Annotated in this window: 15 protein-coding genes; all 15 read right to left on the bottom strand. The window is 55.8% G+C overall.

Going from position 1 to position 15524, the window contains the following annotated elements:
* Window positions 1-29 precede the first annotated feature (29 nt).
* From cobA to EDM52_RS20450, 15 genes are read right to left on the bottom strand one after another with little or no spacing between them, the layout of a single operon-like run.
* Entirely contained in the window at window positions 30-803 is a 774-nt protein-coding gene (cobA, locus tag EDM52_RS20380; protein WP_122910780.1) for a uroporphyrinogen-III C-methyltransferase, read from the bottom strand.
* Window positions 800-1849, bottom strand: a complete 1050-nt coding sequence (gene cobT, locus EDM52_RS20385) for a nicotinate-nucleotide--dimethylbenzimidazole phosphoribosyltransferase (RefSeq protein WP_122910781.1) — start codon at window positions 1847-1849, stop codon at window positions 800-802. Before cobT ends, cobA begins: the two co-directional genes overlap by 4 nt.
* Window positions 1846-3366, bottom strand: coding sequence for a cobyric acid synthase (locus tag EDM52_RS20390; RefSeq protein WP_122910782.1), 1521 nt, complete (start codon window positions 3364-3366; stop codon window positions 1846-1848). Before EDM52_RS20390 ends, cobT begins: the two co-directional genes overlap by 4 nt.
* On the bottom strand, window positions 3359-4747 hold the full coding sequence (locus EDM52_RS20395; protein ID WP_122910783.1) for a cobyrinic acid a,c-diamide synthase CobB: 1389 nt from the start codon (window positions 4745-4747) through the stop codon (window positions 3359-3361). Before EDM52_RS20395 ends, EDM52_RS20390 begins: the two co-directional genes overlap by 8 nt.
* Window positions 4744-5886, bottom strand: a complete 1143-nt coding sequence (locus EDM52_RS20400) for a cobalt-precorrin 5A hydrolase (protein WP_122910784.1) — start codon at window positions 5884-5886, stop codon at window positions 4744-4746. The genes EDM52_RS20395 and EDM52_RS20400 overlap by 4 nt, the downstream gene beginning before the upstream one ends.
* Window positions 5883-6665, bottom strand: coding sequence for a precorrin-4 C(11)-methyltransferase (gene cobM, locus EDM52_RS20405; RefSeq protein WP_122910785.1), 783 nt, complete (start codon window positions 6663-6665; stop codon window positions 5883-5885). The genes EDM52_RS20400 and cobM overlap by 4 nt, the downstream gene beginning before the upstream one ends.
* Window positions 6662-7378, bottom strand: a complete 717-nt coding sequence (gene cobI, locus EDM52_RS20410; protein WP_122910786.1) for a precorrin-2 C(20)-methyltransferase — start codon at window positions 7376-7378, stop codon at window positions 6662-6664. The genes cobM and cobI overlap by 4 nt, the downstream gene beginning before the upstream one ends.
* Entirely contained in the window at window positions 7371-8603 is a 1233-nt protein-coding gene (gene cbiE / locus EDM52_RS20415; RefSeq protein WP_122910787.1) for a precorrin-6y C5,15-methyltransferase (decarboxylating) subunit CbiE, read from the bottom strand. The genes cobI and cbiE overlap by 8 nt, the downstream gene beginning before the upstream one ends.
* Entirely contained in the window at window positions 8566-9702 is a 1137-nt protein-coding gene (locus EDM52_RS20420) for a cobalt-precorrin-5B (C(1))-methyltransferase (RefSeq protein WP_122910788.1), read from the bottom strand. Before EDM52_RS20420 ends, cbiE begins: the two co-directional genes overlap by 38 nt.
* Before the next feature lie 2 nt (window positions 9703-9704).
* Complete coding sequence (locus EDM52_RS20425; RefSeq protein ID WP_122910789.1) at window positions 9705-10355, bottom strand: precorrin-8X methylmutase; 651 nt, start codon at window positions 10353-10355, stop codon at window positions 9705-9707.
* Entirely contained in the window at window positions 10355-11131 is a 777-nt protein-coding gene (gene cobK, locus EDM52_RS20430) for a precorrin-6A reductase (RefSeq protein WP_122910790.1), read from the bottom strand. Before cobK ends, EDM52_RS20425 begins: the two co-directional genes overlap by 1 nt.
* Before the next feature lie 12 nt (window positions 11132-11143).
* Window positions 11144-12109, bottom strand: coding sequence for a sirohydrochlorin chelatase (locus EDM52_RS20435; RefSeq protein ID WP_122910843.1), 966 nt, complete (start codon window positions 12107-12109; stop codon window positions 11144-11146).
* Between the two features lie 22 nt (window positions 12110-12131).
* Window positions 12132-13880, bottom strand: coding sequence for a precorrin-3B C(17)-methyltransferase (gene cobJ, locus EDM52_RS20440; RefSeq protein ID WP_122910791.1), 1749 nt, complete (start codon window positions 13878-13880; stop codon window positions 12132-12134).
* Between the two features lie 42 nt (window positions 13881-13922).
* Complete coding sequence (gene cbiB / locus EDM52_RS20445) at window positions 13923-14882, bottom strand: adenosylcobinamide-phosphate synthase CbiB (protein ID WP_122910792.1); 960 nt, start codon at window positions 14880-14882, stop codon at window positions 13923-13925.
* A complete protein-coding gene (locus tag EDM52_RS20450; RefSeq protein WP_122910793.1) occupies window positions 14875-15504 on the bottom strand; it encodes a histidine phosphatase family protein in 630 nt (209 codons plus the stop codon). The genes cbiB and EDM52_RS20450 overlap by 8 nt, the downstream gene beginning before the upstream one ends.
* Window positions 15505-15524 lie beyond the last annotated feature (20 nt).

Here is a 15524-nt window from a genome sequence, read left to right on the forward strand (position 1 = left end):
GTACTGGATACGCTCTGATTCATAACGATTTACGCTTTTACCTGTGTGGATTCAAACCATTTGATCTTTTCACGCAAGCGTACCACATCGCCAACCAGAATGATCGCCGGATTGGTAATGTGCGGATTCTCGGCCAAGCGCTGTTCGATGTCCGCAAGCGTTCCCGTTACTGTCGCTTGATCAGGGAGTGTTCCCCACGCGATTACCGCTACAGGGGTATGGCGATCTTTCCCGTGCGCGATCAGCTGCGCGCGAATCATCGGCAGATTGCCGATGCCCATGTAAAAAGCCACCGTATCGATTCCTTGCGCCAGTGCGCGCCACTTCTCCACCGCCAGCTCCGGCTTCTCCTCGCGCAGATGTCCGGTCACCACCGCAAAGGAAGAGCCGTAATCCCGATGTGTGACAGGAATTCCGGCATAGGCAGGAGCAGCGATGCCTGCTGTCACGCCAGGAACGATCTCATATTCGATCCCGCAGTCGACCAGGTGCTCCGCTTCCTCTCCGACTCGACCGAATACACTGGGATCGCCGCCTTTGAGCCGTACGACCGTATGACCTTCCAGCGCCTTTTCCGCCAATAGTTGATTGATGGCTTCCTGCTTCATCGTATGATGGTCGGGAAGCTTTCCGCAGTAGATCCGTTCCGCCTGCGGCGGCGCATATTCCAGCAGTGCCGGATTCGCCAGACGGTCATAGACGACGACATCTGCCTTCTGCAGGCATTCCATCCCTTTGACCGTGATGAGCTTCGGGTCGCCGGGCCCTGCACCAACCAGGTATACCTTTCCTTTTTGGCTCATTTATCGCTCACGCCAGCCGACGCGAAGGTGGCCATCTCGTTCACCATCCGGCTCGCTGCCTCCAAAACAGGATAGGCGACTGCAGCGCCAGTTCCTTCACCCAGTCGCAGCTGCAAATCCAGCAGTGGCTCCTTGCCAAGCGCTTTCAGAACGTAAGCATGTCCAGGCTCCTGTGAACGATGGCCTGCGATCAGAAAATCAGCCACTTTCGGGCAGAGGCGTACCGCCAATAGTGCTGCTACAGTAGCGATGAAGCCATCCAGCAAGACAGGAACGCGTCTTGCGGCTGCGCCGATGATGGCACCTGCCATCGCCCCGATCTCCAAGCCGCCTACCTTGCCCAATACGTCAATCGGCTGTGCTGCTTCAGGTCGATGCATGGAAATCGCTTGTCGGACAGCTTCCTTTTTCCGCTCCCAGCCAGCATCGTCCAGACCTGTACCGCGCCCGACGATCTCATCCGGATCAGCTCCGGTCAGTGCAGCCAGAATCGCACTGCTTGCGGTCGTGTTGGCAATCCCGACCTCACCGACGATCAGCACCTTGGCACCTGCATCGAAGATTTCCCACGCGGAATCGATACCGATCTGGATCGAGCACTCTGCTTCGTCATGGGTCATCGCAGGCTCGCGCAGCATATTGCCCGTACCGGCCTTGATGCGGCGATTGATGACGCCAGGAGCATCCACTTCCGTCGCCACTCCGACATCCACAATACGCTGCAAAGCGCCGATCTGGCGTGCAAATACGTTGATTCCCGCTCCCCCATTCGCCATGTTCGCTACCATCTGCACCGTTACTTCCTGCGGATAAGCAGATACACCCTCGACGGCTATGCCGTGATCAGCGGCAAACACGATCACACCTGGGGGCGTAACGACTGGAGAGCTTTCACCTGTGATCGCCGCCAGTTCTACAGCCAGCTCCTCCAAGCGTCCCAGACTGCCGAGTGGCTTCGTCAGTTGATCTACGTGCAGTCTTGTCTGTTCCGCTGCTTCGTGGTTGCGAGCTTCGATTGTATGTAAGAGCTCTTGTAGTTTTATCATCGTTTACGCACCTCGTTTTGCTCGAATTCCTTCATTCTTTCCTCGATCACATCGAGCCGGACATGGCGTCTGACCGTGTCGGCAAGCAAGTCGTATCCCTGTTCGCGCAGCGCTACAAAAGACGGGCGTTCGTCAAGCGGAGCCAGTCCTTTGTCCGCTCGAAGCTTGTTCAACAGCAAAGTTCGGAAACCATCATTGTGAAACAGCCCGTGAAAATAGGTTCCGATCCGCTTTTGCTCCTCCTGGCAGTAGCCGTCCATGCCGTTTCGCAACTGGATAAAAGCTGCGTCGTTTTGATCAAAGACGGATTGACCCATATGGATTTCATAGCCTTCCAGCTCGATCTCTTGACCTGCAAAGCGGGCTATGCCTTTAGATAGGGCGGTTGTCTTTCGCTGTTCCATCGTCGTCACCATCGGGATCAGGCCCAAGCCTTTCATCGATTGCAGCGGCGACTCCACGCCTGCGGGGTCGTGGATCCACTCACCGAGCATTTGATAGCCGCCACAGATTCCGATGAGGGTACAGCCCCGCTCGCGATGAACGCGCTCGATACAAGCTGCAAGCCCTGTCTCACGTATAAATTGCATGTCTTCTATTGTGTTTTTACTACCTGGAAGAACAATCAAATCCGGCTCGCCCAGCTCTTCCTCCCGCGACACAAAGCGCACGCGGCAATCCGGCTCGACAAAGAACGGGTCCACGTCCGTAAAATTGGAGATGCGTGGATAGCGAATGACCGCGATATCCAAATCCCGAGGAGTCTCCCGCTGTCCCTGATAGCGATGCAGAATCAGCGAATCCTCCGCATCGATCCACAGATCAGGAATGAACGGCACCACCCCTAGTACCGGAACCCCTGTATACGACTCGAACCATTCCAGCCCCGGCTGAAGCAGGCTGAGATCGCCGCGGAAACGGTTGATGATCACCCCGATGACCCGCTTCCGATCCTGCGGCTCCAGCAGCTGCAGGGTACCGACGAGACTGGCAAAGACCCCACCTCTCTCGATATCTGCGACCAGGATGACTGGTGCATTCGCGAGGCGCGCGACCCGCATGTTAACCAGCTCACGATCATTCAGATTCACCTCGGCAGGACTGCCAGCTCCTTCAATGACGATCCGCTCGCAGGATGTTGCCAGTCTATCGAAGGATTCCTGAATGATCCGCAAGCCTTCGTCATAAAAATCCGTCCGGTAGGCCATCGCCTTCATATTGCCGTACGGCTCGCCGTTTACCACGATCTGCGACTCGGCATCCCGCGTCGGCTTGATCAGGATCGGATTCATGTCTGTCGTCGCGATGATCCCTGCCGCCTCTGCCTGAACCCCCTGCGCTCGGCCAATCTCTTTGCCATCGAGAGTCACGTAGGAATTGAGCGCCATGTTTTGCGACTTGAACGGGGCTGTCTTGTAGCCATCCTGAGCAAAAATCCGGCAAAATGCTGTCGCGATGGCACTCTTCCCCGCATCCGAACTCGTTCCCTGAATCATCAGCGGAAGCGCTCTAGTCACGTCCGGCCACCTCCAGGCAGCGCGTGATCCAGCGCTCTACGAGATCCGGATCGGAGCCGAAATGCAAATGCGTATAGCCAGCGACCAGATTTCCCTGTGCGAAGCCCTCCTGCTTTGTTCCGCGCAAGCCCTTGGTTTCATAAGCGTGTGCCAGCTCCACATCTGAATCGGTGGCATAGGTGGAGTAATGGAACTCATGCCCTTTTGCCTGTTCCGCGGCTCCGATCAGATAGTTGGTAGCTGTGCCCCGCACCTCCCGATAGCCGAGCGCTGCCAGCTTCCTTTGCATCGTCACCTTGCCTGGAATGATCCCAACCATCGGATAGCTCGTCCCATCTGTCGCCACAATCGCTTCGGTCAAATACATATAGCCGCCGCATTCTGCTAGAGTCGGGATGCCTGCGCCTGCATGAATGGCCTGTCGAAACGATTCCTGCACTTCTTTATTTTGCGAAAGCTCTGCGGCAAATTCCTCGGGGAAGCCGCCGCCGATGTACAAGCCTTCCGCTTCTTCCGGCACGCCCTCTCCAGCCAGTGGGGAGAAAAACAGAAGCCTGGCACCGTATGCTTCCAACAGCTCCAGATTTTCTGGATAGTAAAAGTGAAACGCCTGGTCTTTGGCAACCGCAATGGTGACGCGTTCTGATGCTGACTTGCGGGCAAACAGGGTTGGCGTGGCGTCAAGCGATCCTGCCTTTGCCAGCTCCCAGATCAGATCCAGATCCACGGTTTGCGTGATCATCTCTGCCAACCGACCGAACAAAGCATCCAGCTCACCGCGTTCTACGGAAGGAATCAAGCCCAGATGGCGCTCTGGTATTTCTACATCGCCCTCTCGCTTGAGGTAACCCACTACCGGAATCCCGCACTCCTGCTCGATCGCTGCCTTGACGATCTTGTGATGCCCCTCGCTGCCTACCTTGTTGGCAATGACACCGACGATCCGCACAGCAGGATTGAGCAGCTGAAAGCCTTTGACGATGGCAGCCGCACTGCGCGCCATACTTTGGCAATTGACCACGAGCAGCACCGGCGATTCAGTAAGGATGCTGATCTCTGCCGTACTCCCTTTGTCGCTGGTTGCTTCCTTGCCGTCATACATGCCCATGACACCCTCGATGATGGAGATATCCGCGTCCTTACTTCCACGGACAAAAATCTCCTTTACTACGTCATGGGTGAGCATGTAGCTATCCAGATTGCGCGAAGGTCTGCCCGTCACAGCAGTATGATAGGTCGGATCGATGTAGTCGGGGCCGCATTTGAAGCCTTGGACAGCGTAGCCCTTTTGCTTCAGAGCAGCCATCAGACCGATGGTTACGGTTGTCTTGCCCGCCCCGCTTCCCGTACCTGCGATGACCAGACGGCGACCTGCACTCATGAGCGCCCCTCCTCGTGATACGGCATAAGCCCTACCGAAATTGTGGTATTGCCCGATTTTTTCTTGGTCAGGACCAGCTTGTCGATCCCGGCATACAGTTTGGCAGCCGGTTCACTGACGCCATAAGCTCCGGTAAATTTGAAGACCGTGTCAGAAGGGTCACTGATTTCCACCTGATTCAGCTCCTCTGGGGAATACCAGACGAACGGCCAGCCGTATTTTTCGCAGACAGCGATCAGTCCGGCCTCATCCTTTTTCAGAGCAATCGTCGCCAGTGCCTTCACACTTTTGATCGAGAATTGCAGCTCGCCCAAGGTTTCCTTGATCACGGCTTCGATCTCTTCGGCTGATGTTCCTCTGTTGCAGCCCATTCCGAGCACGATAACCTTGGGGCGATAAACCACGCCGTTCTGGAGGATCGGCTGTTCCTCAGGCGTCAGCAGGCGATGAGTGACGACCAAGGCACCTTGCGGCTCAGCAGCCAGAGCTTCCATGATCGTCGGGTACTCCTTGATGGAGGGAGGCATCGGTGTGTCGTGCATCCACCAGTCTCGCTCCCCGGATTCGTTGACCACAGCTACCCGCTCTTCATTCACCACCGAGGCGCTTACCGGGGTCAGCTTTTCATCAGAATCCCATTCCCAGCCAAAACGACGGCCGAACAAGTCCACCGGAATCGTCTTCTGCACATCGGAAGCTGTCGTGATGATCGGACGTGCCCCCATCACAGCCGCTACCTCATGGGTCAGTTCGTTCGCTCCGCCGAGATGTCCGGACAGAACGCTGATCACATTTTCTCCGCGATCATCGATGACGACGATCCCTGGATCTTTCTTTTTATCCTCCAGCAATGGCGCAATCATCCGTACGACAGCACCCAAGGAAATAATGATGATCAATCCCTTGTACACAGGCCAGACGGCAGGAAACAGCAGCCGCACGCTTCCCGAGAAAAGCTGGATGCCTCGCGCCTCTTCGTCGCCACGCTCAAATTTGCTCATGTAGTACAGATCCGTACCGGGGAATTTCAGAGCCAGATCACGCGCCATCTCTACACCGTGCTTGGTGATTGCGATCAGGGCGTATTCACCACGCTGCTCGATTTTCGGGATTTCTCCCTCCTTGAGTTCGATGATCATCCTTCTTTCACACCTTTTCTGTACCCGTGCGTGAAGGTTTTGTCGTACAGCTTGGAGCGGTATTGCTCGCTTTTTTCATGGATGTCGGGGTCCAACGCCCAGCCAGCCAGAATCATCGCGTGCTTGCGAATACCGTTCTTGCCCATATCCTCATCCAGATGCTCCAGCGTCGTGCGGATGATGAGCTGATCCGGCCAGCTCGCCCTCTGTACGACCGCAACCGGTGTGTCCTCGCGCCAGCCAGCCTCGATCAGCTCCCGAACCACTTTTTTCGTCAAAGTCGCACTCAGATACAACGCCAGCGTGCAGTGATGCTCAGCCAGCGCACGCAGCTTTTCTCGTTCCGGTACGGGTGTGCGCCCCTCTGCACGTGTCAGGATCAGCGTCTGGGTCAGCTCCGGGATTGTCAGCTCGGCACCCACAGCAGCAGCAGCAGCAAAGACAGAGCTGACTCCGGGCACGATCTCCACCTCGACGCCTTCTGCTTTAAGTAAAGCGATCTGCTCCATGATCGCCCCATATACGGAAGGATCACCCGTGTGCAGACGAACGACGGTTTTTCCTGCACGAAGATGAGTCAGCATCAGTTCGACCATCTCTTCCAGGGCCATGCCAGAGCTTTGCAGCACCTCTGCTTCCGGATTGCCCATCGCTACCAGGTCTTCGTTAACCAGCGAATCTGTATACAGAATCACATCTGCCTTTTGCAGCAGCTTCAAGCCTTTGACCGTGATCAGATCGGGGTCTCCAGGACCCGCTCCTACGATGTACAGCTTCATCCCTTTTTCACCACCATCAACGTAAGATAACCTAGCTCCGCGCGTTCCAGCTCACGCATGTCCGTCCATACCATTTCTTCCGAAGATGTGACCTTGGTCGCCACAGCAGCTTTGTCTGCCAGTCCCATCTCCTTCAACAAGTCGATGATCATCGGCAGGACCTTGGCGACTTTGAGGAAGACGACAGTGTCATGTCCTGTGATCGCCTGACGCATCGCTTCCCGATCCTCCGTAGCCGGGATGATGCCAATCTGCTCGTCACCGTCAGCCAAGGGCAGATTAAAGCGGGCCGCAGCGCCGAGGAAGGAGGACACGCCTGGAATCGTCACAATCGGCACCTCAGGATGGGCAGTCTGCATGCCGCGCATCATATGGATAAACGTGCTGTAAAAGAGCGGATCGCCCTCTGTGACGAAAGCGACATCCTTGCCTTGGGAAAGTCTGTCCCAAACGATTTCCACCGTATTGGTCCACTCACGCTCCAAAATCTCCTGATCTCGCGTCATCGGAAAGACTAAGCCAAGCATTTCCTTGTCCGATGCAGGCTTGACGTACAGCTCTGCGATCTGGTGGGCGTAGCTTTTGCTGCCCATCCGTTTTTTCGGGTAGGCGATGACTGGTGATTGCTGGAGCAGGCGAAATGCCTTGACCGTAATCAGCTCCGGATCGCCAGGACCTACTCCCAGTCCGTAAAGGGTTCCGATCTTACTCATCTGTCTTGCCTCCTTCTGTCGTTGCCTGTTTGGCCCATGCGGTAATGATGTAGATCGGATTGAGTGCTTCGAATCGAGTCAGCGACAGAATCGGCTTGCTGCGCGACAGCTGCGCCAGTGTGACAGAGGTTTCAAACCCTTCGTCGGCAAAAGCCTGTGTCGCTTCGTACAACGTCTCAATCGTAGCGGCGTTGACGACTATCCGTCCCCCCTCGCGTAGCCGGGTGCAGCAGAGATGGAGCAGCTCTCGTAATTCACCGCCGCTTCCTCCGATAAAGACGGCATCCGGGTCGGGAAATGCCTCCAAGCCTTGAGGAGCCCGCGCGTGAACCACAGTCAGATCTGTGCGAAATTTTGCCATGTTTTGGCGGCAATTCTCCAGATCATCTGCATTTTTTTCCACGCCGTACACTTCACCGTCACGGGCAATCCGCGCCGCTTCGATGGCGACAGAGCCTGTGCAGGTGCCGATGTCCCATACGATGCTCCTCGGATGCAATTGCAGCTGGGCGATGCTCAGGATACGCACTTCCCGTTTGGTGATCAGACCCTTGTCCGGCTTACGCTGGGAAAATTCTTCATCCGCGATGCCGAGCGGCCAGATTGGGCTTGTACGCTTTTTTTTCAGAATGACGACATTGAGCTCGGATGCGGCCATGTCCGTCATTTCCTCAAGCGAATACCAGCCTGTCCGTTCATCCGGACTGCCCAGATTCTCGCCCACGAAGGCATCGTATTCAGTCATGCCAAAAGCGAGCAGATACTTGGCGATCGTGGCAGGCGTGTTTTCCTGATCGGTTAAAAGGGCCACCTTTTCCTTGCCGTCGATGCGCTGTGCCAAGCCCTTGATGCTGCGCCCATGCACGCTGGCAAATGTCGCGTCCTGCCAAGCCTCGCCCATTTTGGCAAAGGCAAGCTGAATCGAGCTGAGATTGGGGTAGATCTCCACATTCAGTTTCTTTGCCAGAAGGCTGCCAATCCCGTAGAAAAGCGGATCTCCCGAGGCGAGAATGACGGTCTTGCGCGTCACAGCGGCCAGCTCCTCCACTAAGGCTTTGAGACCGCCCTTCAGCACCCTTTTCTCACCCGTATGCTCGGGGAAAAAGGACAGATGCCTCTCCCCTCCGATCAACAGCTCACACTCGTCTATCCAAGTCCGGTACAACGGCAGCAGGCTTTGCTGTCCGTCATCCCCGATGCCGATCACTTTCATCGTCTGTGTCATTCCGTGTCACCCTTCCCAACAAGGACCCTTTCATCGTAATGATCATCGTCTCGATCTCCATTCTGCCCCTGACTTCCTTTAGTCCGGCCAGGCAGCAGTTCTCGCCCATCTTTTCAAAAAAGGCGGGTGTATCTGCCATCAAATCCCCCACCTGCGAGGCGGTGTTTGCCTCTTTGATCTGCCGGACCATCTCGGCATCTGCTCCAGCTGCTTCTGCCATCTGCGCGAGAAAGCCAAAATCGACTGGAGCGCTCTTGGAGTGAACCATCATGACGCCCTGTGCCACTTTGGAGAACTTGCCCATCATCCCGACCAGCGTCACCTTTTTCATCTGCTTGCGTTTGCACTGCTGCAGGGCAAAGCCGACGAAATCACCCATCTCGACGAAAGCCTCCTCCGACAGCTCGGGATACATCTCCATCCCGAAGGACTCCGACTTCCCTCCGGTGGACAAGACAATATGGTCACATCCCGCTTCTTTTGCCACGTTGATCGCCTGTGCCACGCTCGCCTTGTAGGCGGAGGTGGAAAACGGCACCACGATGCCGCGCGTGCCAAGAATCGAGATGCCGCCGAGGATGCCGAGTCTTCCGTTCAATGTTTTCTTGGCGATCTCCTCGCCTGCCGGAACCGAGATGACGATCTTGATGCCGCGTTCTACCTCATACTGATCGAGGATGGCTTGCGCAGTCTCGCGAATCATCTTGCGCGGAACCGGATTGATCGCCGCTTCGCCGATGGGAACAGGCAGACCGGGCTTCGTCACACGTCCCACACCCACGCCGCCGTCCAGTACAATGCCGGGTTCATCCAGCCATTCCACACGACTCAGGATCAAGGCTCCATGGGTGGCATCCGGATCGTCTCCGCCATCCTTGATGGTCCCGGCCATAGCGCTCTGCTCGTCATATTCGCAGCTGTCCATCTCAAAAGTCACGTCCTGGCCAATCGGCAATCGGATCGTCGCATGGCTTTGTCGTTCCTGGGTAATCAAAGCGATCAGGGCAGCCTTCGTCGCTGCCGTAGCACAAGCGCCTGTCGTATATCCGTGACGGAGCGGTTTGTCTTCCTTTTTTTCCTTCGCCGCCATAGCCGCCATGCTTATCCCAACCGTTCCGCCATCAGCGAGATCGCGTTGAGGGAAGCCACGGTCACTGGGCTTCCGCCTTTACGCCCGATATTGGTGATGAACGGAACATCCAGCTTGGCCAGCTCTTCCTTGGATTCTGCAGCCGACACGAAGCCAACTGGCATACCGATGATCAGGCCCGGCTTGGCTTCACCTTCCTTGACCAGACGAATCAGCTCCAGCAAAGCAGTAGGTGCGTTGCCGATGCAGAAGATGCCGCCCTCCGCTTCCTTGATCGCCTTGCGCATGGAAATGATCGCACGGGTGGTGTTGAGGCGCTTCGCCTCTTCCATGACGTCGCGGTCCGAGATGTATACCTTTACTTCACCACCGTATTTCTCGATCCGGTTCTTGCTGATGCCGACCTGCACCATCTGCACGTCTGCCACGACCTTTTTGCCGCTGCGAATCGCTTCGATTCCTGCTTTTACGGCATCCGGGTGGAAGACGAGACTCCGGCCCAGATCAAAGTCAGCCGAGGCGTGAATGACGCGCTGTACGACCTTGAACTGCTCCTCGGAAAAAGGATGCTCCCCCAGCTCGTCCGTGATGATTTGAAAGCTCAGTTCCTCAATTTCCTGCGGTTGTACCGTCATGGGTTTAAATTCCGTGCGAAAATCCATTATGCTTCTCCTCCCGTCACCTGTTTCAATTGAGTCATGATCGGATCAAAATCGGAAAACTTCGTGCCGTAATCAATCTGCGGGCGGCCGATGACAATCGTCTCGATGCCCATTTCCAACGCTGCCTCCACCTTTTCGTCAAAGGCTCCAACCTTGCCGCTCTCTTTGGTAATCATCAGAGTCACGCCGTAGTGGTCGTAGAGCGCTTTGTTCAGATCCTTGGAAAAAGGGCCCTGCATCGCAACGATGTTCTTCTGCTCAAGCCCCAGCTCCTCGCACTTTTGCATGTTGTCCAGCCGCGGCAGCATACGGGCTACCAGTGTCGTATCCGGCAGACCCAATAGGCGGTCGGTAAAGATCTTCAGCGTCTTGCTTCCGGTCGTCAGCATGATTACGCCTTTTTTATCCGCCGCCAGCTCGGCTGCCTGCACGTAATCCTCCACGACAATCAGCTTATCGGAGCCTGGAGCTGACACACTTTCCCGCTCGTAGCGAATGTAGGGAACACCGGCATCCTTTGCCGCTGCCATTGCGTTTTTCGACGCTTCCTCGGCGAAGGGATGGGTCGCGTCCACGACGGCTTTCACGCCTTTTTCCACAATCAGACTGATGAGATCAGCTGCCGTCAGTCTCCCTACCTGTACGGGGAGATTCACGTCCTCCATGCTTTTCGCTGCGCTATCCGTCACGACAGTACTCAACAGCTCATAACCCTCGTCCTTGATGCGAACCGCCAGCTCCCGGGCATCGCTCGTCCCGGCCATTACGAGAATCATCTTGCGTCCCTCCTACTTGGTCACATGCTTGTGGTCGTGATGTTTATGGTCGTGTTCGTGGTCATGGTGCTCATGGTCGTGGTCATGATCATGTTCGTGGTCGTGATCATGTTGGTGGTGGTGATGGTGGTGATGTCCATGCCCGTGCTCGTCATCGTGGTGATGGTGGTGGTCGATATGCTCCATCGCTGCCAGTCTGTACGGACAGGTGTCGCAGTTCAGCTTGACCTCACCGTGCAGGGCTTCCTCTACGCGATCCTTCAATACTTCCTTTAGGAGCGGATGAAAGCCAAAGTACTCCGCCAGCGTAAATTGCGCATCCGGATATTGCGCACGGAACTGCTCCAGCTGATCTGCCATGCGCTTGATCAATACCCCTGTAAACAGGAAATAGGGCAGAACCACCACATGCTTGGCTCCCAGCTTGAGGCAGCGTTCAATGCCTTCCTGATACAGGGGGAAGGTAACGCCCATAAAAGCCGTTTCCACCCATTTGGCCTTCCAGCGCTCCCAGAAGAGTCGGGACATTTTGTAAATATCGCTGTTGGCATCGGCATCGCTGCTGCCGCGTCCAATCACCAGCACGGCCAAATCTTCATGCTCTTGCGCCGATGCGAAGCCCGCTTCCTCCATGCGCGTCGCCAGAATGTTCAGCACCTCCTCGTGGATGCCGATCGGACGTCCGTAGATGAATTGCACATGCGGATACAGCTCTTTGGCTTCATCGATCGCTGCCGGGATGTGGATTTTGGCATGTCCGGCTGAAAACAGAATGATCGGAATAACGGCTACGCGGGTGGCGCCTCTTTTTACACAAGCACTGAGACCCATCAGCATATCCGGGCGCTCGAACTCCAAAAAGCACGTCTCGATGATCGGCACATCCATTTCCGGTGCCAATCCATTCACAAACTGACGAATCTCTTCATTTCCCTCTGGGTCCTTACTTCCGTGACCGACGAATAGGACTGCATCCATTTTCATTCACCTTGCTTTCCTTTTAATCGCCACAAGCGGCGTTCTCGATCTCAAACTTGGCTGGTTCTCGCCAAGCGTAGCCTTCCAATTCTCCTACCCTCTGAAAGAACTTGTGGAAGCGCTCATTCGGGAAGGCCTCTTTTACGAACCGCGTCACGATGCGTTCCACCAATGGTACGATCTCTTCTTTTGGAATGCCTTCTGCGACTGGAATACCTGAGTGAGCGTTTCTTCCCACTGTTTTGGCTCCCAGGAAAAGATCGAATTTGCCTTTGCGGAAGACGATCCCGATGTCTTCCGTCACCGCTTGATAGCAGGCCATTCCACACCCGTTGAAGCCGATGCGCGTCTCTTTGGGCATTGGCTTGCCTCCCAGAAGCCGTTGCAGTTCCTCTGCGTACGGAATCCCGTCCTTTTTCTCTCCGTCGCAAAAATCACATGCCTTTACCTGCAGGACGTCCCCTGTAGGACTTAGCATCAATCCCGCCTCACGCAAGCGGCTGGTCACGCTCTCCGGGTCCGCCGTCGGAACGCGCAGGATCATTTGGTGGTGCGGCGTATATTCGATTTCACCCCGCTCGCCCGCCACCTCTGCCAGGAGCATCATCTGCTGCGTCGAGATTTTTTTGTTCGCAACACCCGGACTGACTGCACACTCGAAGATCATTTCCGGTGTAAAGCTGTCTACAGGACGTGCTGCTGTCTGAGTGGCTGCCGCGGCTTCAGTAACCACACCATTCGCTTCATTCACCAGCTGTAAGGCCTGCGTCGCCCAATCGAGCGGTGTCGGCTCCTCTGCTGAAACCACGGACTCCCGTTCTGCAACTGAAACCGCAGCTTGCTGCTCTGTCACGGTAGCAGGGGGTGCCGAACGAATGAATGGCTGCTCCTGTGCTTGTGCTGCCTGTGGAATGTCGACTTCCTTGCCCTCCCCATCAGTCGCCTCCAGTGACCACGGCTCATTTTCCACGCGAAGTCGCTGGTGCGGCTTCAACGGTTGTTCGTCGGCAGACAAGGTGTACTTGCGCTGGTAGCCGCGCGGCGTAATCATCTTGCCATCGTAGACAAACGTAGAGGAATTCCCGATGATCACTGTCGTCAGCATGCCGATATCATGCTCCAGCATGTGTGCCAGCGTAGTGACAACGACATGCTCTCGTTCGCGAAACGCGCTTTTCACAATACCTACAGGAGTATTAGGTGAACGGTATTGAAGGAGAATGCGTTGTGCCTCGACGATCTGTCGTGTGCGCCTTCCGCTGCGCGGGTTGTAAAGCGCGATGACGAAATCCGCCATCCCTGCTGCATCGATTCTCCTCGCAATCAGCTCCCAGGGGGTCAAATGGTCACTCAGACTGATCGTGCAGGCATCATGCATAATCGGAGCGCCGAGAATAGCGCCACAGGAATTAATCGCCGAAATGCCCGGGACAATTTCCAGCTCGACACCTGTTGCCTGTGTCCAGCCTTTTTCCACCAACACCTCGTAGACCAGACCCGCCATGCCGTATACGCCAGCATCTCCACTGGAAATGACCGCGACTTTTTTGCCTTCCTCTTCTGCCTGACGAACCGCTTCCCGCGCTCGGGTCACTTCCTCCGTCATTCCGGTGCTGACGATCTCCTGATGGGTAAGCAATTCACGAATCAGATCCACATAGGTGGAGTAGCCGATAATGACATCACTTTCTTCGATGGCTTCCCGCGCCCGTTTGGTGATATGTTCAAAACTGCCCGGACCAAATCCGATCACATACAACTTGCCTTTCATACCGATGAACCTCCTCTTTTCCCCACATGCTTTCCCTTGCAACTAACCCCGCAGCAATTTCACCATACCCACACAGACAAGCACACTCAAAAGCGATGCGAGATACATCAGGCGCACTGTCGTCTGCACGTCCTCTGCACGCAACGGGCGATGCGCATCGCCCATCTTCGCCCGGTGGGAAGCAACGCCTTGATACGTGTTGAGACCTCCCAGCTGCACACCCAAGGCTCCTGCCACTGCTGCTTCCGGCAGCCCGCTGTTCGGACTCGGATGCAGGTGCGCGTCCCGCTTGATGATTCGCCAGCTTTGCCGATAATCCAGTCGGAGCAGCCAGCTTGCCGCTACTAGCAGCAATGCGGTCAAGCGAGCCGGGATATAGTTCGCCACGTCGTCGAATCGGGCAGATGCCCAGCCCAGATTCCGATACTTTTCGTTTTTGTAGCCCACCATCGAATCCAGCGTATTCGTCGCGCGGTACGCCATCGCTAGCGGGGCTCCCCCGATCGCTGCGTAGATGAGCGGAGAGACGATGGCATCGACGATATTTTCCGCCACTGTTTCCACCGCACCGCGGCAGATCTCCGGCTCGTCCAGATGCTCGGTATCTCGCCCCACTACCTTGGACAAGGAACGCCTTGCTTCAACCATATTTCCTGACAGCAGATGGCGCATGATCTCCATTCCGGCGTCTGCCAATCCCTTGGTGGCGATGGTCGTGGAGATCATCCAGGCCGATAGTGCAAAAGCCAGCCAAGGTGATACGTGCGCGGCTGCCCAAATGATCAGCCAGACCACAGCGTAGCTACCCGTCACGATCAACAGCGGGAGCAGCACTCCTGCCGCCTTTACATATTTCTCCTGCTTGACGCACCTGCGAATCAACCACTCCAGACGCGAAATCCACCATCCGATGATAACCACAGGGTGCGGCAGTTTGCGCGGATCACCTACAATACGATCAATCAAATAGGCCGTGATGATCACCCACGCCAGTTCATTCATTTGCTTCTCTCCTGCTCAGAAAATGAGGTTGCACAGTCCAGCGGTTTCCGTCCCAAACCGTCAACATGGCCTCTGCGTGCCTGAGTCCTTCTACCTGCCAAAATCGGCTTGGGTCCTGCTCCAGCCATGCCGCTTGAAACCAGCGGATCACCCCGCCGTGTGTGACAATGATCTGTGTATGCGCTCGCGGCTCATCTCTGTACGCCTGCTCCCGACTCATAAGCCATGCGTCGACGCGTTCTCCGAGCTGTCGCAAGCTTTCCCCCTGAGGAGGACTGTATTGGAGAGGATCGTCGTACCATCGAGTCGCACGTTCCTTGTCATTTGTCATCAACTCTTCGTATGTACACAGCTCCCATTCGCCAAATGAAAGCTCTCGCAGTGCTGGAACAGCCTGCACCGTACAGGGCACCTGCTCTGCCAGCAGCTCCGCCGTTTGCAGACAACGCTGCAAATCACTGGTATAGAGGTTCACGGGTTGCCGGATCACGGACTTGAGCTGCTCTGCCAATCCTTTTACCTGTCTGATTCCATGCTCATGCAGCGAGACATCGGTATGGCCCAGATATCTGCCCTGCCTGTTTATATCCGTCTCCCCATGACGTACCCATAGCCATCTCATCCTTGCCCACTCCTGACGCT

Source organism: Brevibacillus invocatus (assembly GCF_003710915.1).
In the GTDB taxonomy this organism is placed as follows: Bacteria; Bacillota; Bacilli; order Brevibacillales; family Brevibacillaceae; genus Brevibacillus; species Brevibacillus invocatus.

Bases quoted from the DNA above. Each gene is read 5' to 3' on its own strand.
- cobK (WP_122910790.1), bottom strand. From the start codon at position 11,131: ATGATTCTCGTAATGGCCGGGACGAGCGATGCCCGGGAGCTGGCGGTT.
- cobA (WP_122910780.1), bottom strand. From the start codon at position 803: ATGAGCCAAAAAGGAAAGGTATACCTGGTTGGTGCAGGGCCCGGCGAC.
- EDM52_RS20435 (WP_122910843.1), bottom strand. From the start codon at position 12,109: ATGGATGCAGTCCTATTCGTCGGTCACGGAAGTAAGGACCCAGAGGGA.
- EDM52_RS20400 (WP_122910784.1), bottom strand. From the start codon at position 5,886: ATGATCATCGAACTCAAGGAGGGAGAAATCCCGAAAATCGAGCAGCGT.
- EDM52_RS20395 (WP_122910783.1), bottom strand. From the start codon at position 4,747: ATGAGTGCAGGTCGCCGTCTGGTCATCGCAGGTACGGGAAGCGGGGCG.
- cobM (WP_122910785.1), bottom strand. From the start codon at position 6,665: ATGAAGCTGTACATCGTAGGAGCGGGTCCTGGAGACCCCGATCTGATC.
- cbiE (WP_122910787.1), bottom strand. From the start codon at position 8,603: ATGACACAGACGATGAAAGTGATCGGCATCGGGGATGACGGACAGCAA.
- cobI (WP_122910786.1), bottom strand. From the start codon at position 7,378: ATGAGTAAGATCGGAACCCTTTACGGACTGGGAGTAGGTCCTGGCGAT.
- cobT (WP_122910781.1), bottom strand. From the start codon at position 1,849: ATGATAAAACTACAAGAGCTCTTACATACAATCGAAGCTCGCAACCAC.
- EDM52_RS20450 (WP_122910793.1), bottom strand. From the start codon at position 15,504: ATGAGATGGCTATGGGTACGTCATGGGGAGACGGATATAAACAGGCAG.
- cbiB (WP_122910792.1), bottom strand. From the start codon at position 14,882: ATGAATGAACTGGCGTGGGTGATCATCACGGCCTATTTGATTGATCGT.
- EDM52_RS20425 (WP_122910789.1), bottom strand. From the start codon at position 10,355: ATGGATTTTCGCACGGAATTTAAACCCATGACGGTACAACCGCAGGAA.
- EDM52_RS20420 (WP_122910788.1), bottom strand. From the start codon at position 9,702: ATGGCGGCTATGGCGGCGAAGGAAAAAAAGGAAGACAAACCGCTCCGT.
- cobJ (WP_122910791.1), bottom strand. From the start codon at position 13,880: ATGAAAGGCAAGTTGTATGTGATCGGATTTGGTCCGGGCAGTTTTGAA.